This window comes from Achromobacter sp. D7-1, from assembly GCF_059760445.1.
This window is the reverse complement of the sequence record NZ_JCBAMT010000002.1, coordinates 21,579-40,497: the sequence shown is the minus strand read 5'-3', so window position 1 is coordinate 40,497 and position 18,919 is coordinate 21,579. Positions and strand designations below refer to the sequence as shown.

Genomic DNA, 18,919 nt, shown 5'->3' with positions numbered 1-18,919 from the left:
AGAATCATCGACGTGCAGCACATCTGAAAAACACTGGAGACAACGATGAAAGCAACGGGGATTTTTTCCACCTTGTCCAAGGCGGCCGTCTTGTGCGCGCTGGCCGTGGGTGCGCAGGCCTACGCCCAGGACATCAAAATCGGCTTTAACGGCGACCTGTCGGCCTCGCCGTCCGCGCAAAGCGGACAGGCCGCCGTGCTGGGCCTGCGCACGGCCATCGACGACATCAATGCCAACGGCGGCCTGCTCGGGCGCAAGCTGGTACTGGTGGTGCGCGACGACCTGTCGCAACCGCCCAAGTCGATCCAGAACATGACGGACCTGATCGATAACGAGAAGGTCGTGGCCATCGTCGGTCCCACCAATTCGGGCAATGCGCTGGCCTGGAAGCACATCCCGAACCAGAAGAAGATTCCCGTCATGGGCGCCATCGGATCCGGCACCGACATCACCAAGCCCATGCGCGCTGGCGCCGACAACTACATGTTCCGCGTCGGCATGGTGGATCGCGAACAGGTGGACGGCGTGATCGGCTACCTGAAGAAAAATCCCAAGGTCAAGAACGTAGGCTTCATGATCGAGACCACTGGCTACGGCCAGAGCGCGCTCAAGGACCTGGAGGAAGTCGGCGCGGCGCAGGGTGTCAAGGCCGTGGCGGTCGAGAAGTTCGGCGTGGCCGATACCGACATGACGTCGCAGTTGAACAAGCTGAAGGCCGCAGGCGTGGATACGGTGGTGATCTGGGCGCAGAGTACGCCCATCGCCCACGTGTTCCGCAGCATGGAGAAGATCAACTGGTTCCCGTTGACGCTGACCTCTTGGGCCGCGGACAACATTGCCTTCTACGACACGGCGGGCAAGACCTTGTCGGAGAAGCCCTTCTTCCTGCGCACCATCACCGACAACCGCACGCCCGCGCAGCAGAAGCTGTATGACCGCGTCTCGGCCAAGATGACCTCGCCCACCGCGTTCGGCTTCCTGGCGCATGCCTACGACGGCATGAACCTGCTGGGCATGGCGATCAAGCAGGCGAACTCTACCGATGGCGACAAGGTGCGCCTGGCGCTGGAGAACCTGGATGGCACCTATGAAGGCGCGATGAAGACCTACACCAAGCCGTTCTCGGCCACGACGCATGACGCGCTGCTGGTGAGCGACTACAAGTGGGCACATTGGCAGGACGGCAAGCTGGTGCCCTATGCGGACGACGTGACCGTCGCCGTTGCCAAGTAGAAGCAGGACAGCGACAGGGATAGGGAGCCGTCATGTTGGCGACATTGTTGCAGGCGCTCGTCAGCGGGCTGGCCGTGGGAGGCGCGTATGCGCTGGTGGCGCTGGGTTTCAGCATCACGTTCACCACCACGCGCACGCTCAATTTCGGACATGGGGAGTTCGTGTCCGTGGGCGCGTTCATCGGGGTCGGCGCCTTGTTCCTGTTGGCCGGCAAGCCGGTCACCACCGCGGCCTTCACGGGCCTGGCGCTGAGCGGCTGGGAGTATCTGCTGGCCGGGCTGGCGGCGGTGCTGGTGATGGGCTTGTTGGGCGTGTTGCTGTACGTGTTCGGTGTGCGGCCATTCGCTTCGCGGCCGGGCATGGCGTGGGTCATGAGCACGCTTGGCTTCGGCATACTCCTGCAGAGCGCCGCGTTCGCGGTTTGGGGGCCGGCGCCCGTCACGGTGCCCGCGCCCTTTGGCGATGAGGTGATCCGCGTGTTCGGCGCAGGCGTGCGCAGCCAGGAGCTGCTGCTGCTCGCGGTGGCGGTGGCCGTGATGGTGTTGTTCGACCGGATCATGAACCGGACCATGCTGGGCAAGGCGATGCGGGCGGTGGCCGCCAATCCCGCGGTGGCCAACCTGATGGGCATCAATGTGAACGCGGTAATGACCGGGGCCTTCTTCGCCAGCTCGGCGCTGGCCGGGTTGGCGGGGTTTCTGGTTGCGCCGATCACGTCGGCCTCGATTTTCATGGGCCTGGCGATCGGCCTCAAAGGCTTTTCCGGCGCGATGATAGGCGGCCTGTCGAATCCGCGCGGCTGCGTGCTGGGGGGATTTGTGCTGGGGCTGCTGGAGTCCTATGTGAACCTTTGGCAGTCGCAATGGCGCGAGGTAGCGATTTTCGGGCTGGTGATCCTGGTGCTGGCGGTCAGGCCTACAGGCCTGTTTGGCAAGCGCCTGGTGGAGAAGGTATGAACCGGCACGGGCAGTCCTTGATTACCGTGGCGTTGGCGGCGGCGCTGGCCGCATTCGCGGCTCTCGTGGACAACGACTACTACCTGCGCATCGTGTTCATGGCCTGCGTGTACTACCTGTGCGCGGCGGGCGTGAACGTGCTGGTGGGCTATGCGGGGCAGAAGTCGTTGGGCCAGGCGGGACTGTTTGCCGCCGGCGCCTACACGGCGGCCTTGCTGACCTCGCGCTGGCAGGTCGATCCCTGGCTGGCCTTGGCGGCGGCGCCCGTGGTGGCTGGGGTGTTCGGCGTATTGATCGCCTTGCCGTCGCTGCGCGTGAAGGGGCCTTACCTGGCCATGGTGACGCTGGCCTTCGGTATCGTGATGGAGAAGATCGTCACCGAATGGGTGGACGTGTTCGGCGGCCCTTCGGGCCTGTTTGGCATCATGCCGCTGACCTGGGGCGGGAACGCATTCACCAATCAGCAGTGGGTGTGGTTCGCGCTGGTGCTGTGCGTGGCGACGCAGCTGTTGTTGCGCAACGTGCTGGATGGGCGCTTCGGGCGTGCGCTGCTGTCGGTGCAGGCCGACGAGATCGCCTCGTCCTCCGTCGGGGTGCGCGTGTATCGCGCCAAGGTCATCGCGTTCGTGGTGGCGGCGGTGACTTGCGGCATCGCGGGCGCGCTGGTGGCGCAGCAGAACCAGTACATCAACTCGGATTTCATCGGCTTCAACCTGTCGATCTTCATCCTGCTGCTGGTGCTGTTCGGCGGGGCGGGATCGAAGGCGGGGCCGGCAGTGGGCGCGATCGCGCTGACCATTATCGACGCGCTGCTGGCACGCTGGCCGTCGGTGCAACACTTCTTCTACGGTGCGTTGCTGTTGTTCGCGCTGTACTTCATGCCGGGCGGCGTGATGGGGCTGTTCTCGCGCCGCGCGCGGCGGGTGGCGGACGCACGGCCGCAAGGAGCGGGCGAGGCCGCGACGCCGGCCGTGGCCAAACCGGCGGCCCCGGCGCAGGAGGATCTGCTGCTGGTGGTGGAGAGCCTGTGCAAGGCCTACGGCGGCGTGAAGCCGGCGCAGGACATTTCCTTCTGCCTGCGGCGCGGCCACGTGCACGCACTGATCGGGCCGAACGGCGCGGGCAAGAGCACGCTCATCAACATGCTCAGCGGCGTGGTGCTGCCGGACGCGGGCGTGGTCCGCTTCCAGGGCACGGACATCGCGGGCGAGCGGCCGCACGTCATCTGCAAGCTGGGCATAGGCCGCAGCTTCCAGAACCTGCGCCTGTTCGGCGAGCTGTCGGTGCTGGACAACGTGCTGCTGGGCCGCCACAGCCGCATGAAGAACGGCTTCTGGGCGTCGCTGCTGGGACTGCCCGGCGCGCGCGCCGAGGAGCGCCGCGCGCGCGAACACGCCTACCGGCTGGTGCGCATGGTAGGGCTGGAGCATCTGGCCGATACGCCGGCGGGCAGCCTGCCCTACGGCTTGCAACGGCGCGTGGAACTGGCGCGCGCCTTGGCGACCGAGCCGACCCTGCTGCTGCTGGATGAGCCGGCTGCAGGGCTTAACCCGCAGGAGACGGCGGAACTGGGCGAACTGCTGGTGCGCGTCGGCGCGTCCTGCGGCATCACGCTGTTGATGGTCGAGCATCACATGGATCTGGTGATGGCGATCTCCGATCACGTGATCGTGCTGGACTACGGCATCAAGATCGCCGAGGGCAAGCCCGCGCAGGTGCAGGCGGACAAGCGCGTGATCGAGGCGTATCTCGGAACCGGCATGGCCTGAGGCCAGGCCATTTGCGTATGAACAGGCCGTAGACGATGCTGAAACTAGAATCCGTGCAGATTTCGTATGGCGCCATCCAGGCGGTGCGCGACGTGTCGCTGGAGATCCGCGCGGGCGAGATCGTGACCATCATCGGCGCCAATGGCGCGGGCAAGAGCACGCTGTTGAAGGGTGTGGCGGGCCTGGAGCCCTTGCAGGGCGGACGCGTGACCTTCGACGGACGCGACATCACGCAGGTGGCGGCGCATCAGCGCGTGGGCCTGGGTCTGGCGCTGTCGCCGGAAGGGCGGGGCGTGTTCGCGGACCAGACGGTCTACGACAACCTGGTGCTGGGCGGCTATACGCGGCGCAGGGACTCCGCAGCCGTGGCCGCGGGCGTGGAGCGCGGCTACCGGCTGTTTCCGCGGCTGCGCGAACGGCGTGAGCAACTGGCCGGCACGCTGTCCGGCGGCGAGCAGCAGATGCTGGCGATGGCGCGCGCCCTGATGAGCGAACCGCGCCTGCTGTGTCTGGACGAACCGTCACTGGGGCTGGCGCCCCTGATCGTGCAGGACATTTTCGCGGCCATCCGCAAGCTGCGCGACGACGGCCTGACCATCGTCCTGGTGGAGCAGATGGCCAACCAGGCGCTGGGCGTGGCGGACCGGGCCTATGTGCTGGAGACCGGGCGCATCACATTGAGCGGTACGGGCGCGGAACTGCTGCGCGATCCCAACGTGCGTGCGGCCTACCTCGGCGCGCATTGAGTCCGGCACGCAGGCGCGATACCATGTCCGCAGCGCCGCGTGGGCGGCGCACTCCACTCCCTTCCAGGCCGGCGCCCGTGACGTCCCCGACAGTTGATGCAAGCCAGGACCGCACAGGTCTTATCTATCTTCAATTGATGTTCGTCATGGCCACTTGGGGCCTGAACATCGTCTCGGTCAAGTACCTGACGCTGCACATGGATGTGCAGGCCCTGGCGGCCGTGCGCATCGTCATCGCGTTCATCACCGTCACCCTCATCATCAAGGCCCGCCGTGGCCGCATCCCCAGGCTGGGCCGTGCTGAACTGGGCTGGGTCGCGTTGGCGGGATTCCTGGTCGTGTATGCGCACCAGATGGCGCTGGTGACGGGCCTGCGGGTGTCGTCGGCGGCGAACGGCACGCTCATCATGGCGACCAGCCCCTTGCTGTCGGCGCTGCTGGCCGCCATCTTCTATCGCGAGAAACTGACGCTGGTGCGCATCGCCGGCGCCTTGCTGGGCCTCTTGGGCGTGGGCATGGTGGTGGTCGGCAGCGGCGCGCAGATCGGCCTGACGGGCTGGGGCGACGCCATCGTGTTCGTGGCGGTGCTGGTGTTCGTGTGCGGCGGGCTGGTGATCCAGCGCATGTCGCGCAGCATGGATCCGCTGGGCATGCTCTGGTACATGTACCTGGCCGGCGGCCTGATGCTGGTGGTGCACGCGGCGCTTACGCCCGCGTCTTACCAAGGCGATACCTGGCAGATGACGTGGTGGCCGTGGCTGGTGCTGCTGTTCTCGGCGGTGATCGCCTCGGGCGTCAGCAATATAGTCTGGAATGCCGGGATTGCGCGGCTGGGCATCAGCCGCGCCGCCTTGTTCGTGAACTGGCTGCCGATCTTCGGCCTGCTGTTCGCGGCCCTGTTCCTGGACGAGCACGTCACGCCCACGCACGTCGCGGGGCTGGCGTGCGTGCTGGCGGGAACCTGGCTGGGATTGCGGCGCGGGGCGCCAGTGGCGGGCCGCAGTGCGGCCGCAAAGACCTGAATGCGGCGGGCGTCGCGGGCGGCCTGCGTTGGCCGCGGCCGCGATGCCGTCAGCGCTTAGCGCTGGCTTTTCAACAGCTTCGCGGCTTCGATCGCGAAGTACGTCAGGATGCCGTCGGCGCCGGCGCGCTTGAACGCCAGCAGCGCTTCCATCATGACCTTGTCGTGGTCCAGCCAGCCGTTGGCGGCGGCGGCCTTGATCATGGCGTATTCGCCGCTGACCTGGTAGGCGAAGGTCGGCACGCGGAACGTGTCCTTGACCCGGCGCAGCACATCCAGATACGGCATGCCGGGCTTGACCATGACCATGTCGGCGCCTTCCTGCAGGTCGGCCGCGACTTCGCGCAGCGCTTCGTCGAGGTTGCCCGGGTCCATCTGGTAAGCCATCTTGTTGGACTTGCCCAGATTCGTGGCCGAGCCCACGGCGTCGCGGAACGGGCCGTAGAAGGCGCTGGCGTACTTGGCGGAGTAGGCCATGATCTGCGTGTGGATGTGGCCCTTGGCTTCCAGCGCGCGGCGCACGGCGCCGATGCGGCCATCCATCATGTCGCTGGGGGCGACCATGTCGACGCCGGCCTCGGCCTGCGTCAGCGCCTGCTTGACCAGGATTTCCACCGTGGCTTCGTTGATGACGTAGCCGTTCTCGTCGATGACGCCATCCTGGCCGTGGCTGGTGTACGGGTCCAGCGCCACGTCGCACAGGATGCCCAGTTCGGGGACCTGCTTCTTCAGTTCGCGCACCACGCGCGGGATCAAGCCATTGGGGTTGGTGGCTTCGATGCCGTCAGGCGTCTTGAGCGAGGGATCTATGGCGGGGAACAGCGCCAGCACGGGAATGCCCAGTTCCACGCATTCCCGGGCCACGGGCAAGAGCGTGTCCAGCGAATAGCGGACCACGCCCGGCAGGGACGGCACGGCCTGCTGCAGGCCGGTGCCTTCGGCCACGAACACGGGATAGATCAGATCGTTGACCGTCAGCGCGTTCTCGCGCACCAGGCGGCGGGTGAAGTCGTCGCGGCGCAGGCGGCGCGGGCGGGATACCGGGAATTCAGGGGAGATGATCTGCGGGTTCATGGTACGACCTTGGGAGAAATCCAGTTTTCTATGTGCGCACCCGCCTCTTCGAGGCCGATGCGTTCAGGCGCCGAGAAGGGGATGGTGTGCAAGGCGCCGATGTCGGCCAGGTCCTTGCGCACGGAGAATACGGTGCGCATGCGCTGGCCGTAAGGCAGCTTGTCGGCCTTGGTCAGCAGCGCCAGCACCGGCCGTCCGGTGGGGGCGATGAAATTGGCAAGGCGGCGGTCCAGTTCGGTGACGCCGCGGCGGATGTCGATAAGCAGCACGATGCCGACCAGCGATTCGCGGTCGCGCAGATAGCCGCCCAGGATGTCGGCCCACTTTTCTTTCTCGTTGCGGGCCACGGACGCGTAGCCGTAGCCAGGCAGGTCGACAAGAAAACCGATGTGGCCTTCCGGATCCAAGGGGTCGGGCAGGCCGAACATATTGATCAAGCGCGTGCGGCCCGGCGTCTTGCTGGAGAAGGCAAGGCGGCGCTGGTTGCACAACACGTTGATGGCCGTGGATTTACCGGCGTTGGAGCGGCCGACAAAGCAGACCTCGGGAGCGCCGGCGGCCGGCAACTGGTCGAGGCGAGCCGCGGAAGTGAGGAAAGAGGCGCGATGTAGGAGGGACACGGGTGGCTTTGGATACGGTTGGTTTCGAGCCCTATTGTATAATCCGGCGTTTGCAACAGTGGTCCCCGTGCGCGGAGCCGTCTTTTTTGCTTACTGTTTCGCTTGCTGAATGCTTTATCCGGCAAGTTCGCAGCAACATCGCAGGCAGGAAGGCAAAACAGGTTCGATACGGTATTCCAGGGTGTGCGGGCAGGCGTGGGCGCCTTTTTGCGCCTTGATCGATGCGATCGTCGAGGTCTTCATGAAGCGTGTGCTGTCCCGGATGTTGGTTGCGAGCGGGCTGTTGCTCGGCGCCTCCGCCTTATCTACTACGAGTTTCGCCGCCGAAGGCGCTGCGGGCCCGGTAAAACCAGATGCCGCCAAGGGCGGACAGCTGTTTGACCAGGGCGATGCGGCCAGGGGCATCATCGCCTGTGCGTCCTGTCATGGCGCGGCGGGCAATAGCACCATACCGGTGAACCCCAACCTGGCCGCGCAGTCCCACGAGTACCTGGCCAAGCAATTGGCGGACTTCCAGATCAAGCCTGGCGCCAAGCTGCCGGTGCGCAACGGCGCGGGCGGCAATCCCACCCCGATGACGGCCATGGCGCAGAATCTGACGCCCGCCGACATGCAGAACATCGCGCTGTACCTGGCGCAGCAGCCGCTCAAGGAGCCCGCCACGGCCGGCCAGGAGAAGCTGGTTGATCTGGGTCAAAAGATCTGGCGCGGCGGTTTGCCGGATCGCAAGGTTCCGGCGTGCGCCTCGTGCCATTCTGCCAATGGCGCAGGCATTCCCAGCCAGTACCCCCGGCTGTCGGGCCAGTTCCCCATGTACATCGAAGAGCAGCTGAAGCTGTTCCGCAGCGGCGACCGCAAGAACGACGTCATGTTCGCCATCGCGGACCGCATGTCGGACGCGGACATCAAGGCCGTGTCGGATTACGCCGCCGGCCTGCGGTAGGCGTCAGCCCGCCACGCGCGCGGCTGGTCCGCGTTCTGCAAACCTGGCGCAGCGGAACCTCGTTCCGCCGCGCGCTGTCTATGAGGGGGGTAGCCGATAGCGCGGCCCCCCTTTTTTCATGAATTCGACACGTACACACTCCCGTCCCTCCCTGCGCAGCCTGCCCGGCGATTTCTTCGAATTGCTGGGCTCGATGCGTTTTGCCGTCAGCTTGCTGATGTTCATCTGCGTGGCGAGCCTGGTGGGGACCGTGCTGCAGCAGAACCGCTCGTCGAACAACTACATCGACCAGTTCGGGCCGTTCTGGTTTGAAGTGTTCGACAAGTTTTCCATCTGGCACGTCTACAACAGCTGGTGGTTCCTGCTGATCATGGGCTTTCTGGTCGTGTCGACCTCGGTCTGCCTGATCCGCAACGCGCCCAAGATGCTGCGCGATGCGCGCTCGTTCCGCGAGCATGTGCGCGCCAGCAGCCTGCGCGCCTTCCCGCACCGCGTCGAAACCGAAGAACCCACCGACGTGCCGCAGACCGCTGCGGGCCTGAAATCCCTGCTGGGCCGGCTGGGCTATGCCGTGCGCGAACGCCAGGATGCGGATGGGGTGCTGCTGGCGGCCAAGAAGGGCAGCGCCAACCGGCTGGGCTATGTGTTCGCCCACGCCGCCATGGTCATCATCTGCATCGGCGGCCTGCTGGATAGCGAATTGCCGGTGCGCCTGCAGGTCATGTTCGGCGACAAGAAACCCATCGTCGAAAACATGCTGATCTCGGAAGTGCCGGAAAGCGGTCGCCTGTCGGTCGACAACCCGAGCTTCCGCGCCAGCGTACTGGTGCCCGAGGGCGGCCAGGCCAGCACCGCGGTCGTGATGGTGGGCGACGGCGCCCTGGTGCAGCCCATGCCCTTCACGCTGAAGCTCAAGAAGTTCGTGGTCGACTATTACTCCACCGGCATGCCCAGCCGCTTCGCCAGCGAGGTCGAGGTCACCGACCCGGATACCGGCAAGAGCTTTGATTCCACCATCGAGGTCAATGAGCCGCTGCGCTTCAAGGGCATGACGGTCTACCAGTCCAGCTTCGACGACGGCGGCAGCACGGTGGTGCTGAAAGGCTACCCGCTAGTAGGATCCGACCCCGCTACCTTTGCCGTTGACGGTACGGTGGGCAAGACCAGCGAAGTAACCGCTCACACTGCTCGCGGCGCGCGCAGCATGGGCGTTGAAATCACCGCCCTGCGGCCCATCAACGTGGAAGACCTGACCCGTGGCGATCCCAAGGGCGGCAACCAGAGCTTCGCCGAACACGTTGCCTCGGTATCCGGCAGCGCCGCGGGCAAGAAGAACGAAAACCTGCGCAACGTCGGCCCCAGCGTCGAATACAAGCTGATCGACGACGCCGGCCAGGCCCACGAGTTCCAGAATTACATGCTGCCCGTGGAGCTGGACGGCGCCGCCGTGTTCCTGGCCGGGGTGCGCAACAACGCCTCCGAACCCTTCCGCTATCTGCGCATTCCGGCGGATGACGACAGCTCGATCGCCGAATTCATGCGACTGCGCGCGACCCTGGCCGACCCCGCGGCGCGCCAGGAAGCCGCGCGCCGCTTCGCGGAACGCAACAGCCCGGCGGGGACGGATCGCCAGCCGCTGCAGACGGCTGCCGAGCGCGCCCTGGAAACCTTTGCCTCCGGCGGTCTGCAGGCCGTGGCGGCGTTCCTGCAGGCCAACACGCCGCCGCAGGACCTGGAACGAGCGGCCGATGTCGTGATCCGCCTGATCGGCGCCAGCATGAACGAATTGCGCGCCATCGAGCGCGAGCGCGCCGGCTTGCCGGCGGTGGCCGTCGAGGGCCCGGACGCGGAACGCGCCGCGGTGTGGTCGCGCCTGGCGGTGGCGGCCCTGTCGGACCTGACCGTCTACCCGGCGCCGGTGTTCCTGTCGCTGGCGGATTTCCAGCATGTACAAGCCAGCGTGTTCCAGGTTAGCCGCACGCCGGGCAAGAACACCGTGTACCTGGGCAGCCTGCTGCTGGTCCTGGGTGTGTTCTCGATGTTCTATATTCGAGACCGCCGCATCTGGATCTGGGTCAAGCCGCAAGGCAACGGCAGCAGCGTCCTGGCGGCCATGACGTCCCAGAAGCGTACACTCGACTTCAACCAGGAGTTCGAACGCTTCAAGCAGGCGCTGCTGCGCCAGAAGAGGTCTTAAGGTTTCCTATGTCCACTACGACCACTACGCATCCTTCCTCGCCGCAAGCGCGGGCCGCCTCGCCCGATCAGCTCTGGCAGGACGCCTTGTCCGAAACCGGCGACAGCCGCGCGCAGCGCGGCAGGCCTGACTGGACCGACGCCGTCTTCTTCCTGCTGCTGTCGGTGGGCGCGGGCTTCGCGCTGACCCGCTACAGCAACGCGATGGACTACTACGAGAAGATCATCCTGTGCGGCACCGTGCCGGTGCTGGCCTGGATGGGCTGGCTGTGGCGCCCGCTGCGCCACCTGATGATCGCCTGTGCGATTGCGGCCGGACTGGCGTTGATGCTGTACGGCAACGACCTGGCCCGGGCCGAGCAGGTGTTCTTCCTGAAGTACCTGTTCTCCTCGCAGTCCGCGATCCTCTGGATGTGCGCGCTGTTCGCGCTGGCCATGGTCTGCTACTGGATCGGATTCTTCAGTCCCACGGCCGCCTGGCTCGGCACGGCACTGAGCTGGGGCGCAGTATTCGCGGGCGTCACCGGCCTGCTGGTGCGCTGGCGCGAAGGCCACCTGATGGGGCCGGACCTGGGCCACATCCCGGTCAGCAATCTGTACGAAGTGTTCGTGCTGTTCGCGCTGATCACGGCGTTGTTCTACCTCTACTACGAACGCAAGTACGCCACGCGCGCGCTGGGCGGCTTTGTGATGCTGGTGGTGACGTCGGCCGTGGTGTTCTTGCTGTGGTACTCGTTCACGCGCGACGCCGGGCAGATCCAGCCGCTGGTGCCGGCGCTCAAGAGCTGGTGGATGAAGCTGCACGTTCCCGCCAACTTCATCGGCTACGGCACGTTCTCGCTGGCGGCGATGGTGGGCTTTGCCTACCTGGTCAAGCAGCATGGGCAGACTACGTCCTGGGCCAAGCTGGCGCCGTTGTTCGTGCTGGGCGTGCTGCTGTGCGCCGAGCCCATGGTGTTCCGCACCGACGGCCTGTCGGCCACCTGGATGCTGTATTTCGGCGTGGGGGCGGTGATCGTGGGCGCCATCCTGCTGGGCCGCCGCCGCATCGCCGCGGCGCTGCCGTCGCTGGAGGTGCTGGACGACATCATGTATCGCGCCATCGCGATCGGCTTCGCGTTCTTCACGGTCGCCACCATCCTGGGCGCGCTGTGGGCGGCCGACGCCTGGGGCGCGTACTGGCAGTGGGACCCCAAGGAAACCTGGGCGCTGATCGTCTGGCTCAACTACGCGGCCTGGCTGCACATGCGCCTGATCAAGGGCCTGCGCGGCACCATGGCGGCCTATTGGGCGCTGATGGGGCTGCTGATCACCGGCTTCGCTTTCCTGGGCGTGAACATGTTCCTGTCGGGGCTGCATTCCTACGGCGAACTGTAGGCGGGCGCGGCCTGTTCAGGCCGTCAGCACGACCATCACAGGCTGCGGCGAGTACACCTTGAAGCCGGGCGCATTGATGGTGTTCTGCAAGGTCAGGCTGGTCATGCGGACGATGGGCGCGCCACGCACCAGCATGGTGAACGCGCCCGTCATGTAGCGCGACTGCCCCATGAAGGTCTGCGAGATCAGGCCGCCCCCCACGCCGGCGGTATCGCCCAGCGTGACGGGTATCAGGGTCGCCATGTTGTGCACGGGCGCGGCCATCAACCATACGTTCCAGACCACCGGGATCCCCATGGACGATGTGGCCGTATCGATATGCGGCACCGGCGGCACGGGCGTCTTGCAGACATCCGGCACGCCCACGGCCAGGCTGGGCAACTGGCAGACTGCGAGCATATTTATCTCCTTGTGCGATGAGTGGGCGGCGATGCCGCGCGCGGGGTCAAGTGGTGGCGCGCCCGGCCGACCAGAGTTCGGCTTCCAGCAGGGGCCCGTCGTTTTCGATGATGCCGCAGCGTTGCGTCCAGCGCGTGCCTTGCGTCAATGCGCGATGCATGCGCGTGCGCAGGAAGGTGGCATTGCGCAGGTCGGCCTGGCCCAGGTCGGCCAGCGAGAAATCGGCGTCGGTCAGATTGGCGCCGCGGAAATCGGCGTTGGCGCAACGCGCGCGCTGGAAGACACACAAGGAAAGGCTGGCGCCGCGCAAGGAGGCGCCGTCCAACGTCGCCTCGGCCCAGATGGCGCCGTCGAAGCGGCCGCCTTGCAGGTCGGCGCCGCTCAGATCCGCCTGAGGGAACAAGCCTTGGGGCGCAGATGCTCCAGCGAAGCGCGCGTCGCGCAATGATGCGCCCTTGAAGCCGGCCTGGCGCAGATCGGTATTGCGGAAATCCGCGGCATCCAGCTGGCAGTCGGTGAAATGGCAGAGCGGGTAGGCTTGCGAGGCGAAATCCTGGCCTGCCAGATTGCATTCGATGAACATGGTGCTTTCCGCGCTGGCGCCCGCCAGCGCGATGCTGCGCAGGTCCAGCTGGTGGAACAGGGTGAAGCTCATCCAGGCCTGCGACAGGTCGGCGCGCGCCAACGTGCTGCGCGAGAAGATCGAGCGTTCCAGGCGGGCAGACCGGAAGGAGGTGGCTTCGAGCGAGGTGGAGTTGAAGGAAGCCTCCCTCAACTCGGCATGCTCCAGGCTGGCCTGGCCCAGATCGCATTCGGTAAAACTGACGCCATGGGCGTGACTGCGGTCCAGCACCAGGCCGCGGGCCTGGCAGCGGAACAGCCGCGCCGTATCCAGATTGGCGCCGGCGGCGTTCAGGCCGGTCAGCACGCAGTTGATGAACTGGCTGTCCTGCAACTGGCAATCGCTCATCGTGGCGCCGCTCAAATCCACCTGGTCGAAAAATGCGCCGGCCAGATCCAGGCCGCGCAGGTCCTGGCCGGCCAGGCTGAGGTGCGCTATCGGTTCGCCATGGCGCACTTGGTCCAGCAATTGATCCAGGTTCATGCGGCGCTCTCCGGCTGCCGGGCGGGCCAGAGCTTGGCGCCCTGGGTATAGGCGTCGTCCAGTCCGGTGCTGCCGTCGATCAGCGCCTGCGCGACATCCGCGCGAAAGAGGTTGGCGCCTGTCAGATCGGCGCGCAACAGGATGGCCTTGCCGAGCAGGCTGTTGATCAGATTGGCATTGCGCAGGCGCGCGCCAGTGAAATCGGCGCGTACGAAGTGCGTATCGGGGGCGGTGACGCTGCTGAGGTCCGCTTCCCGCAGGCTGCAGTTCGAAAAATCGCTGGCGGCAAGCTGCGCGCCGCGCATGTCGGCCCGGTCGAGCATGGCGCCGCGCGCGCTGCCCACTTTGAACTGCATGCCGCGCAGGCAGGCGCCGGCAAGCTCCACACGGCCGGCGAAGGCGCAGCCATCGAGCGTGCCGCTCTCCAGGCTGAAGCGGCCGGAAAACGCCACGTCCATGAAGCTGACGCGCTGCAGGTCCGCGCGGGAAAAATCGGCGTTCGCCATTGTTCCTTGCATGAACACGCATTGATTCAGCCGCGCGCCGTGAAAGCGGCAGTCTTCGAAATTGGCATTTATCGTGGCCCATTGCTCGAACGAAGCGCCGCTCAGGTCGCAGCCGCGCAGGCGAGCCTGATGCAGGCGTCCCAGCAGCCAGGTGCTGCCGGCAAAGCGGCATTCTTCGCAGTTCGCATGGTCCCAGGTAGTGTCCTGGATCCGGCTGTCCGTGAAATCCGTCTGCACGCATTGCGTGCGGCCCAGGTTCGCGCGCGACATATCGGCGCCGCGCATGCTGGCGCGTGTCAGGTCGGCGCCGGCAAGCACGGCGTCGGTCAAGTTGCAGCCATCCAGGCGCGCGTCGGCGAGCTTGGCGCCGGCCAGTATGGCGCGCTGGAAGTCGACACCGGAAAGATCCATTCCGCTCAGATCCGCGCCGGTCAGGTTCATATCCCGGCAATCGCGGTTGCCTTTCAGGCGCGCTTCCAGCTTCATGCGTGTGCGCCGCGCGCGCAACGGCGGCATGGGCGGGGGCGGCGCAAACTGATGCGCCGATTGTTGATATGCCTGATGCACCTGCGGACCCAGGGTCTGGCCGAGCGGCGGCGGCGAACCCGGGGCGTCCTGCGCGCCACGTCCGGCCTGCGTGTGAGGGTTGGCGTCGAAGTCGGCGATATGCCGCTTCACCACGCGCGGATCGAAGCCGGCCGGCAGCTTGCCGTCATCGTCCAGCTTGCGCAGCGCGTCCATGTCGACGCCCGCGACTGCAACCATGGACGGCAGGTTGGGGTCGGCCAGGGCACGCGCCGCGGGGCCGCTGGACAAGCGTTTGGCCTCCTCCAGCTCCTGCTGCATGCGCAGTATCGTCTGCGGCAGATCGGACAGGCTCGGCGCTTGCGGTGGCGGCTCCAAGGGAACCATGTACAGATCGGGATCCAGGCCTTGGGCGAGCAGCGATTCGCGTTCGCGGGCATGGCGCCGGGCTGCGCCGGCATAGATGTTGCGATTCGACGGCCGCTGTACGGTAGCCTCCATTGCGGCTTGCGGCAGTTCGCCGCAGATGTCTTCCGGCACCAGCTGTGCATCGAGCAAGGCGTAGACGGCGCCGAGCTCCGCATCGAGGCGCTGCCCCACCACGGCCTGATAATGGGCCATATCGCGGGCCTGGCCGGCGTGTTCGAGCGCGGGCATGAGGTGCAGGATATCGGCCGCGTCGTCTTCGCGCACCGGCAGCGCGCCATGCCAGATCAGCGCAAGTTGTGCGCGGTCGGGGAAGAACCAGGCCGTAGTCAGGCGCAACGCGACTTCTTCAAGTGCGTTGCCATCGGCATGGCGGCTGACGAAGCAGCGGGCGCGCCAATCGGGCAAGCGGCCCCGCTGCACCGGTTGGTCCGGGTGCATGTTCCATAGCTCGTACTCCGTGCCGCCGGCCAAGGCCGCGTTGGGAGCGCCCCATTGGTCGGCCGGGGCGGCGTTGAAGAAGCGCCAGTCCATGTCGGATGCGAAGCCGGGGAAGTCATGCTCCAGCCACTGTTGGCCATATTGGCGGCCCAGCAGCGCGGCCCGTTGGGGCCAGTCCATGGGCATGGCTGTGAAACCGGCGGGCGCCACGCGCTGGGAGGGCGATGCGATGCGCTCTTGCGGGTGTTCGATGTTGGGGAGCCTGCGCACGCGCACGCCGTTGATGTCTTCTTCCTGTGCGCCTAGGCCCAGCGGGTTTTCCGCGCAGCCTGGACCGCCATAGGCATGGCTCCAGTCCAGACGCATGCGTTCGAACGGCTGGGGGGCGGTGGCCTTGCCGTCCAGCCAATAGCGGTCGCCGAACACCAGCAGCGACTTGTCGATCGCGCCGACCTTCAGGCGCACGGCGCAGGCACCAGGGCTTGCCGGATCGTGCGGATAGGCGTGGCCCGCAACCAGCACCTCCGGACACAGCTTGGGCGTGGCCAGGTCCAGCAGGCCGCCGGCTTCGGCGCCCGCCAGTTTCCACAGTTCCTGGTCCATGAGCAACGTGGGTGTTTGCCTGATGTCGACCAGCGCGAAAACAGCGACGCCCAACATGTCGCGGCGCTGCCAGCGGTAGGGGCGGGTAAGCAGGCCCAGGCGTAGCGGCTTGATGGTTTTCATGGCTATCCGGTGGCCTGGTCCACGACGACCTCGCGGGTCGCGGGATCGACGCGCACCTGTATGGTTTTGCCAGCGCTGAAATCGCCCAGGTGCAGCGGCGACAGCGGCACGCTGAGTGTGCGTGACAGGGCAGGCGTGGCGCCGGTGGCGAAGACTTCCAGGTCCAGTTCGACGATGAAGTACAAGGTGTCGCCGATGCGGCGGCGCGTGTCGCGCGCGGCGGTCACCCGCGCGGTGCCGGGCAGCCCGCTGGCGCGCAAGCCGTCCTGCCGCTGTACCTCCCTGCGCCCCGCCGCGCGGCGCTGGCGCTCGCGCCACAGCATGTATGCGGCCTGCGCCAGCGACAGCAGCAGGCCCAGCCACACCCACTTGGCCCAACTGGGCCAGGCGTTCAGGAAGTCGGACATGGCGGCCTCAGATGATGCTCCAGAGGCCCATCATCGAGGCGCCCAAGCCGACTTTTTCCGCGGCAACGGCGTCGAACTGATAGCTGGAGCCCGTGGTGCGGTAGGAAACCAGCTGGCCGATGCTGCTGACCAGGGCGTAGTTGGTGAAGGAACCGTTCAGCATGACCGTGGTGCGGAACAGGGCTACGCGATGCATGCCGAATTCCGCCTTTGCCACCGCCAGGCCGATGGAGAATGGCGTGGCCTGCAGCCAGCTCTCCTTGGAAAGGTCCTTGACGTTAGCGGCGTCCAGCACGACGTCGGCAGGGGTCTTCAACGTGATGTTGCCATCGGCCTTGACCAGCACGGTCGATCCCGTCGACTCCATGTCTATCTTGCCCTTGGCCTTGAGATCCATGGTGGAAGTCTCGGACTCCACCCGCATTGCGGTCTTGGCCTTGACGTCCATGTTCGCGTCGGTCGAAAGCAGTTCGACCTTGCCCTTGGCTTTCTCCGTGAGCGCGCCGGTCTTCACGTGATGTAGCGAGTCGCCTTCGTTCACGTAGACCTGCTCGCCGTTCTTCAACGTCTCCTTGAAGAGACCGGTGATCTCGCGTTCCTCGCCCTTGGCCGCGACAGTCGTCTTCAAGCCGTTGTCGAACTTCTCGTCCATCAGGCCGTCTTTCACATTGACCGTGCGCGACGCCTTGACGGTGTATTCCTCATGTCCCTTTACGAACACATCTCGGGTCTTTTCGACGCGCAGGTTGTCGGTGCCGGTGACCTTGATGTCGCGGTTGCCGCCGATCTTGGTGGTGTCGTTTTCGCCGATGGTGGTTGTGCGATTCACATCCGTCGTATGGAATTCGTTGGCTTCCACCTCGGTGCAGAGTTCGCGCTCCGCGTGCAGCCAGATGCGTTCGCTGCCGCTCTTGTCCTCGAACATGAGCGCGTTCGCCGTCGCCGGCGTGCCGCTCTTGGAGCGGCTCAGGAAGCCGCTTTGCGTGGCATTGTCCGGCAGGTCCCAGGGCGGCAGATTGTTGGCGTTGAAGACGCGGCCGATCACGATGGGGCGGTCGGGCTGGCCGCCGATGAAGTCGACGATTACCTCGTCGCGCACCCGCGGCAGCTGGATGCCGCCAAAGCCGCCGCCGGCCCAGGGGCTGGATACGCGCACCCAGCAGGAGCTGTTCTCGTCCTTCTTGCCGTAGCGGTCCCAATGGAACTGCACCTTGATGCGGCCCATCTTGTCCGTCCAGATTTCCTCTCCTTCCTTGCCCACCACCGTGGCGGTCTGCGGGCCATGGGTACGCGGAACAGGCGTGACGCGGGGTGCGCGGAATTGCGTGCTGGACGGCAGCACGACGAACTCCAGGTCGAAACTGCCGGGGTCGGGCTGGCCGCTGGCATAGCCCGTTTCGCGGATACGGTAGTACGTGCTGACCACGAGATATTCGCGGTTCTCGGCCTGGCGCGGATGATTGCGCAGTGTGAAGAGATGGCCCGTGGCCAGTCCGCGCGCGTTGGATGCGCCGGCGCTTTGCTCTTTCCTGCATTGCAGATCTTCGAGCCGCACGCGCGTGTAGTGTTCCGCGTCGTCGGGGTTGGTGTAGCCGCCTTGCCATTCGTACATCTCCAGGTCGCCGTGGTCGTGGGCGCCGGGATTATTGCGGCGCGCCTCCAGGCTGGCGGCGGGCGTGAGCGGGTGGTAGTCCGTGGTAGCGAAGGCGCCGGGGGTGATCTGCTCGGCCACTTCCCATTTGTGGACATGGTCTTCGCGCGGGACGGTGATGCGGTCCGGCCCGTAGTAGGGGATCTGCTCGTAGTCCGCGACGGGTTCGTGCTGCGTGATGTCGTCGGTAAGCACCAGCGTGTGCTTGCCCTTGTCATGCTTGAACCAGAAGTAGATGCCTTCGTGCTCCATCAGGCGGCTGATGAAGGCGTAGTCGGTTTCCTGATACTGGACGCAATATTCCCAGTTGCGGTAGCTGTCCACCAGCTTGAACTCGACAGGATAGTCATAGTCCTTCAGCACTTCGCGGATGACGTCGGGCACGCTCTTGTTCTGGAAGATCTTGTTGTCCGAGGTCTGGGTCAGGTACCAGAGCCACGGGCGCACCGTGGCGCGATAGATGGTGTAGCGCGAGGTGTTGTTCTCGCGACCGACGAGGGCGCAGCGCGTGACGTGTCCGCCGAGATAGCGCGGCGCGGATGATCCGGTCTCGATCTCCAGCGTCAAAGGCTTACCCAGTAGCGACTTCATGTCCAACGAGTACGACTCGGAGACCAGCTCGACCTCCAGCTCGAACAGTTGCGAAAGACTTTCGGCGCCATGCATGGCGCGGAACTTCAGCTGTTCCGGCGGCAGGGGCGTATGCGCCTTGACGACACGATCGCTGGGCACGTTGCGGTCCATCTCACCGTCTCCTTATGAGAATGCTGCGCCTGTTGTTGCGTGTGCTGCTTTGGA

General features: G+C 65.8%; 16 protein-coding genes. 8 read left to right on the top strand and 8 right to left on the bottom strand.

The window, feature by feature from the left end; translation table 11 throughout:
• Positions 1-45: 45 nt before the first annotated feature.
• The 5 genes from AC6LKD_RS01410 (at position 46) to AC6LKD_RS01390 (ending at position 5,726) form a co-directional block, all read left to right on the top strand.
• Positions 46-1,233, top strand: coding sequence for an ABC transporter substrate-binding protein (locus AC6LKD_RS01410; RefSeq protein WP_013396993.1), 1,188 nt, complete (start codon positions 46-48; stop codon positions 1,231-1,233).
• Between the two features lie 32 nt (positions 1,234-1,265).
• On the top strand, positions 1,266-2,189 hold the full coding sequence (locus tag AC6LKD_RS01405; protein WP_013396992.1) for a branched-chain amino acid ABC transporter permease: 924 nt from the start codon (positions 1,266-1,268) through the stop codon (positions 2,187-2,189).
• A complete protein-coding gene (locus AC6LKD_RS01400; protein ID WP_013396991.1) occupies positions 2,186-3,958 on the top strand; it encodes a branched-chain amino acid ABC transporter ATP-binding protein/permease in 1,773 nt (590 codons plus the stop codon). The genes AC6LKD_RS01405 and AC6LKD_RS01400 overlap by 4 nt, the downstream gene beginning before the upstream one ends.
• 35 nt (positions 3,959-3,993) lie before the next feature.
• Positions 3,994-4,704 (top strand): ABC transporter ATP-binding protein, encoded by a 711-nt coding sequence (locus tag AC6LKD_RS01395; protein WP_013396990.1) that lies wholly within the window; start codon positions 3,994-3,996, stop codon positions 4,702-4,704.
• 137 nt (positions 4,705-4,841) lie between these two features.
• Positions 4,842-5,726 (top strand): DMT family transporter, encoded by an 885-nt coding sequence (locus tag AC6LKD_RS01390; protein ID WP_498114928.1) that lies wholly within the window; start codon positions 4,842-4,844, stop codon positions 5,724-5,726.
• A 56-nt stretch (positions 5,727-5,782) separates the two neighbouring features.
• On the opposite strand, the gene hemB is transcribed toward AC6LKD_RS01390, so the two are convergent.
• The 3 genes from hemB to AC6LKD_RS01375 form a co-directional block, all read right to left on the bottom strand.
• Positions 5,783-6,799, bottom strand: coding sequence for a porphobilinogen synthase (gene hemB / locus AC6LKD_RS01385; protein ID WP_013396988.1), 1,017 nt, complete (start codon positions 6,797-6,799; stop codon positions 5,783-5,785).
• Complete coding sequence (gene yihA, locus AC6LKD_RS01380) at positions 6,796-7,419, bottom strand: ribosome biogenesis GTP-binding protein YihA/YsxC (RefSeq protein ID WP_013396987.1); 624 nt, start codon at positions 7,417-7,419, stop codon at positions 6,796-6,798. The genes hemB and yihA overlap by 4 nt, the downstream gene beginning before the upstream one ends.
• A gap of 114 nt (positions 7,420-7,533) precedes the next feature.
• On the bottom strand, positions 7,534-7,662 hold the full coding sequence (locus AC6LKD_RS01375) for a hypothetical protein (RefSeq protein ID WP_255509206.1): 129 nt from the start codon (positions 7,660-7,662) through the stop codon (positions 7,534-7,536).
• Between AC6LKD_RS01375 and AC6LKD_RS01370 the strand changes: the two genes are divergently transcribed.
• The 3 genes from AC6LKD_RS01370 (at position 7,661) to ccsB (ending at position 11,935) form a co-directional block, all read left to right on the top strand.
• Entirely contained in the window at positions 7,661-8,362 is a 702-nt protein-coding gene (locus AC6LKD_RS01370) for a c-type cytochrome (RefSeq protein WP_041656906.1), read from the top strand. The genes AC6LKD_RS01375 and AC6LKD_RS01370 overlap by 2 nt on opposite strands.
• A gap of 118 nt (positions 8,363-8,480) precedes the next feature.
• On the top strand, positions 8,481-10,559 hold the full coding sequence (locus AC6LKD_RS01365) for a cytochrome c biogenesis protein ResB (RefSeq protein WP_498114828.1): 2,079 nt from the start codon (positions 8,481-8,483) through the stop codon (positions 10,557-10,559).
• A gap of 8 nt (positions 10,560-10,567) precedes the next feature.
• Positions 10,568-11,935, top strand: a complete 1,368-nt coding sequence (gene ccsB / locus AC6LKD_RS01360; protein ID WP_013396984.1) for a c-type cytochrome biogenesis protein CcsB — start codon at positions 10,568-10,570, stop codon at positions 11,933-11,935.
• A gap of 15 nt (positions 11,936-11,950) precedes the next feature.
• Here the strand turns inward: ccsB and AC6LKD_RS01355 are convergent, their stop codons facing one another.
• Genes AC6LKD_RS01355 through AC6LKD_RS01335 form a run of 5 tightly spaced genes read right to left on the bottom strand, consistent with a single transcriptional unit; the run spans position 11,951 to position 18,865 of the window.
• Positions 11,951-12,334: a DUF4150 domain-containing protein gene (locus AC6LKD_RS01355; protein WP_013396983.1), complete on the bottom strand. Its 384-nt coding sequence runs from the start codon at positions 12,332-12,334 to the stop codon at positions 11,951-11,953.
• Between the two features lie 46 nt (positions 12,335-12,380).
• On the bottom strand, positions 12,381-13,439 hold the full coding sequence (locus tag AC6LKD_RS01350; protein WP_498114826.1) for a pentapeptide repeat-containing protein: 1,059 nt from the start codon (positions 13,437-13,439) through the stop codon (positions 12,381-12,383).
• On the bottom strand, positions 13,436-16,063 hold the full coding sequence (locus AC6LKD_RS01345) for a DUF2169 family type VI secretion system accessory protein (protein ID WP_498114824.1): 2,628 nt from the start codon (positions 16,061-16,063) through the stop codon (positions 13,436-13,438). Before AC6LKD_RS01345 ends, AC6LKD_RS01350 begins: the two co-directional genes overlap by 4 nt.
• Before the next feature lie 2 nt (positions 16,064-16,065).
• Positions 16,066-16,470 (bottom strand): hypothetical protein, encoded by a 405-nt coding sequence (locus AC6LKD_RS01340; RefSeq protein WP_013396980.1) that lies wholly within the window; start codon positions 16,468-16,470, stop codon positions 16,066-16,068.
• A 7-nt stretch (positions 16,471-16,477) separates the two neighbouring features.
• The gene (locus tag AC6LKD_RS01335; protein ID WP_492273843.1) at positions 16,478-18,865 is read right to left on the bottom strand and encodes a type VI secretion system Vgr family protein; all 2,388 of its coding nucleotides are present in this window, start codon (positions 18,863-18,865) and stop codon (positions 16,478-16,480) included.
• Between the last annotated feature and the right edge of the window lie 54 nt (positions 18,866-18,919).

What these genes read in the sequence shown, in the direction of transcription:
- ccsB (WP_013396984.1), top strand. Translation starts at nt 10,568, where the DNA reads ATGTCCACTACGACCACTACGCATCCTTCCTCGCCGCAAGCGCGGGCC.
- hemB (WP_013396988.1), bottom strand. Translation starts at nt 6,799, where the DNA reads ATGAACCCGCAGATCATCTCCCCTGAATTCCCGGTATCCCGCCCGCGC.
- AC6LKD_RS01390 (WP_498114928.1), top strand. Translation starts at nt 4,842, where the DNA reads ATGTTCGTCATGGCCACTTGGGGCCTGAACATCGTCTCGGTCAAGTAC.
- AC6LKD_RS01410 (WP_013396993.1), top strand. Translation starts at nt 46, where the DNA reads ATGAAAGCAACGGGGATTTTTTCCACCTTGTCCAAGGCGGCCGTCTTG.
- AC6LKD_RS01335 (WP_492273843.1), bottom strand. Translation starts at nt 18,865, where the DNA reads ATGGACCGCAACGTGCCCAGCGATCGTGTCGTCAAGGCGCATACGCCC.
- AC6LKD_RS01375 (WP_255509206.1), bottom strand. Translation starts at nt 7,662, where the DNA reads ATGAAGACCTCGACGATCGCATCGATCAAGGCGCAAAAAGGCGCCCAC.
- AC6LKD_RS01405 (WP_013396992.1), top strand. Translation starts at nt 1,266, where the DNA reads ATGTTGGCGACATTGTTGCAGGCGCTCGTCAGCGGGCTGGCCGTGGGA.
- AC6LKD_RS01350 (WP_498114826.1), bottom strand. Translation starts at nt 13,439, where the DNA reads ATGAACCTGGATCAATTGCTGGACCAAGTGCGCCATGGCGAACCGATA.
- AC6LKD_RS01395 (WP_013396990.1), top strand. Translation starts at nt 3,994, where the DNA reads ATGCTGAAACTAGAATCCGTGCAGATTTCGTATGGCGCCATCCAGGCG.
- AC6LKD_RS01355 (WP_013396983.1), bottom strand. Translation starts at nt 12,334, where the DNA reads ATGCTCGCAGTCTGCCAGTTGCCCAGCCTGGCCGTGGGCGTGCCGGAT.
- AC6LKD_RS01370 (WP_041656906.1), top strand. Translation starts at nt 7,661, where the DNA reads ATGAAGCGTGTGCTGTCCCGGATGTTGGTTGCGAGCGGGCTGTTGCTC.
- AC6LKD_RS01340 (WP_013396980.1), bottom strand. Translation starts at nt 16,470, where the DNA reads ATGTCCGACTTCCTGAACGCCTGGCCCAGTTGGGCCAAGTGGGTGTGG.
- AC6LKD_RS01365 (WP_498114828.1), top strand. Translation starts at nt 8,481, where the DNA reads ATGAATTCGACACGTACACACTCCCGTCCCTCCCTGCGCAGCCTGCCC.
- AC6LKD_RS01345 (WP_498114824.1), bottom strand. Translation starts at nt 16,063, where the DNA reads ATGAAAACCATCAAGCCGCTACGCCTGGGCCTGCTTACCCGCCCCTAC.
- AC6LKD_RS01400 (WP_013396991.1), top strand. Translation starts at nt 2,186, where the DNA reads ATGAACCGGCACGGGCAGTCCTTGATTACCGTGGCGTTGGCGGCGGCG.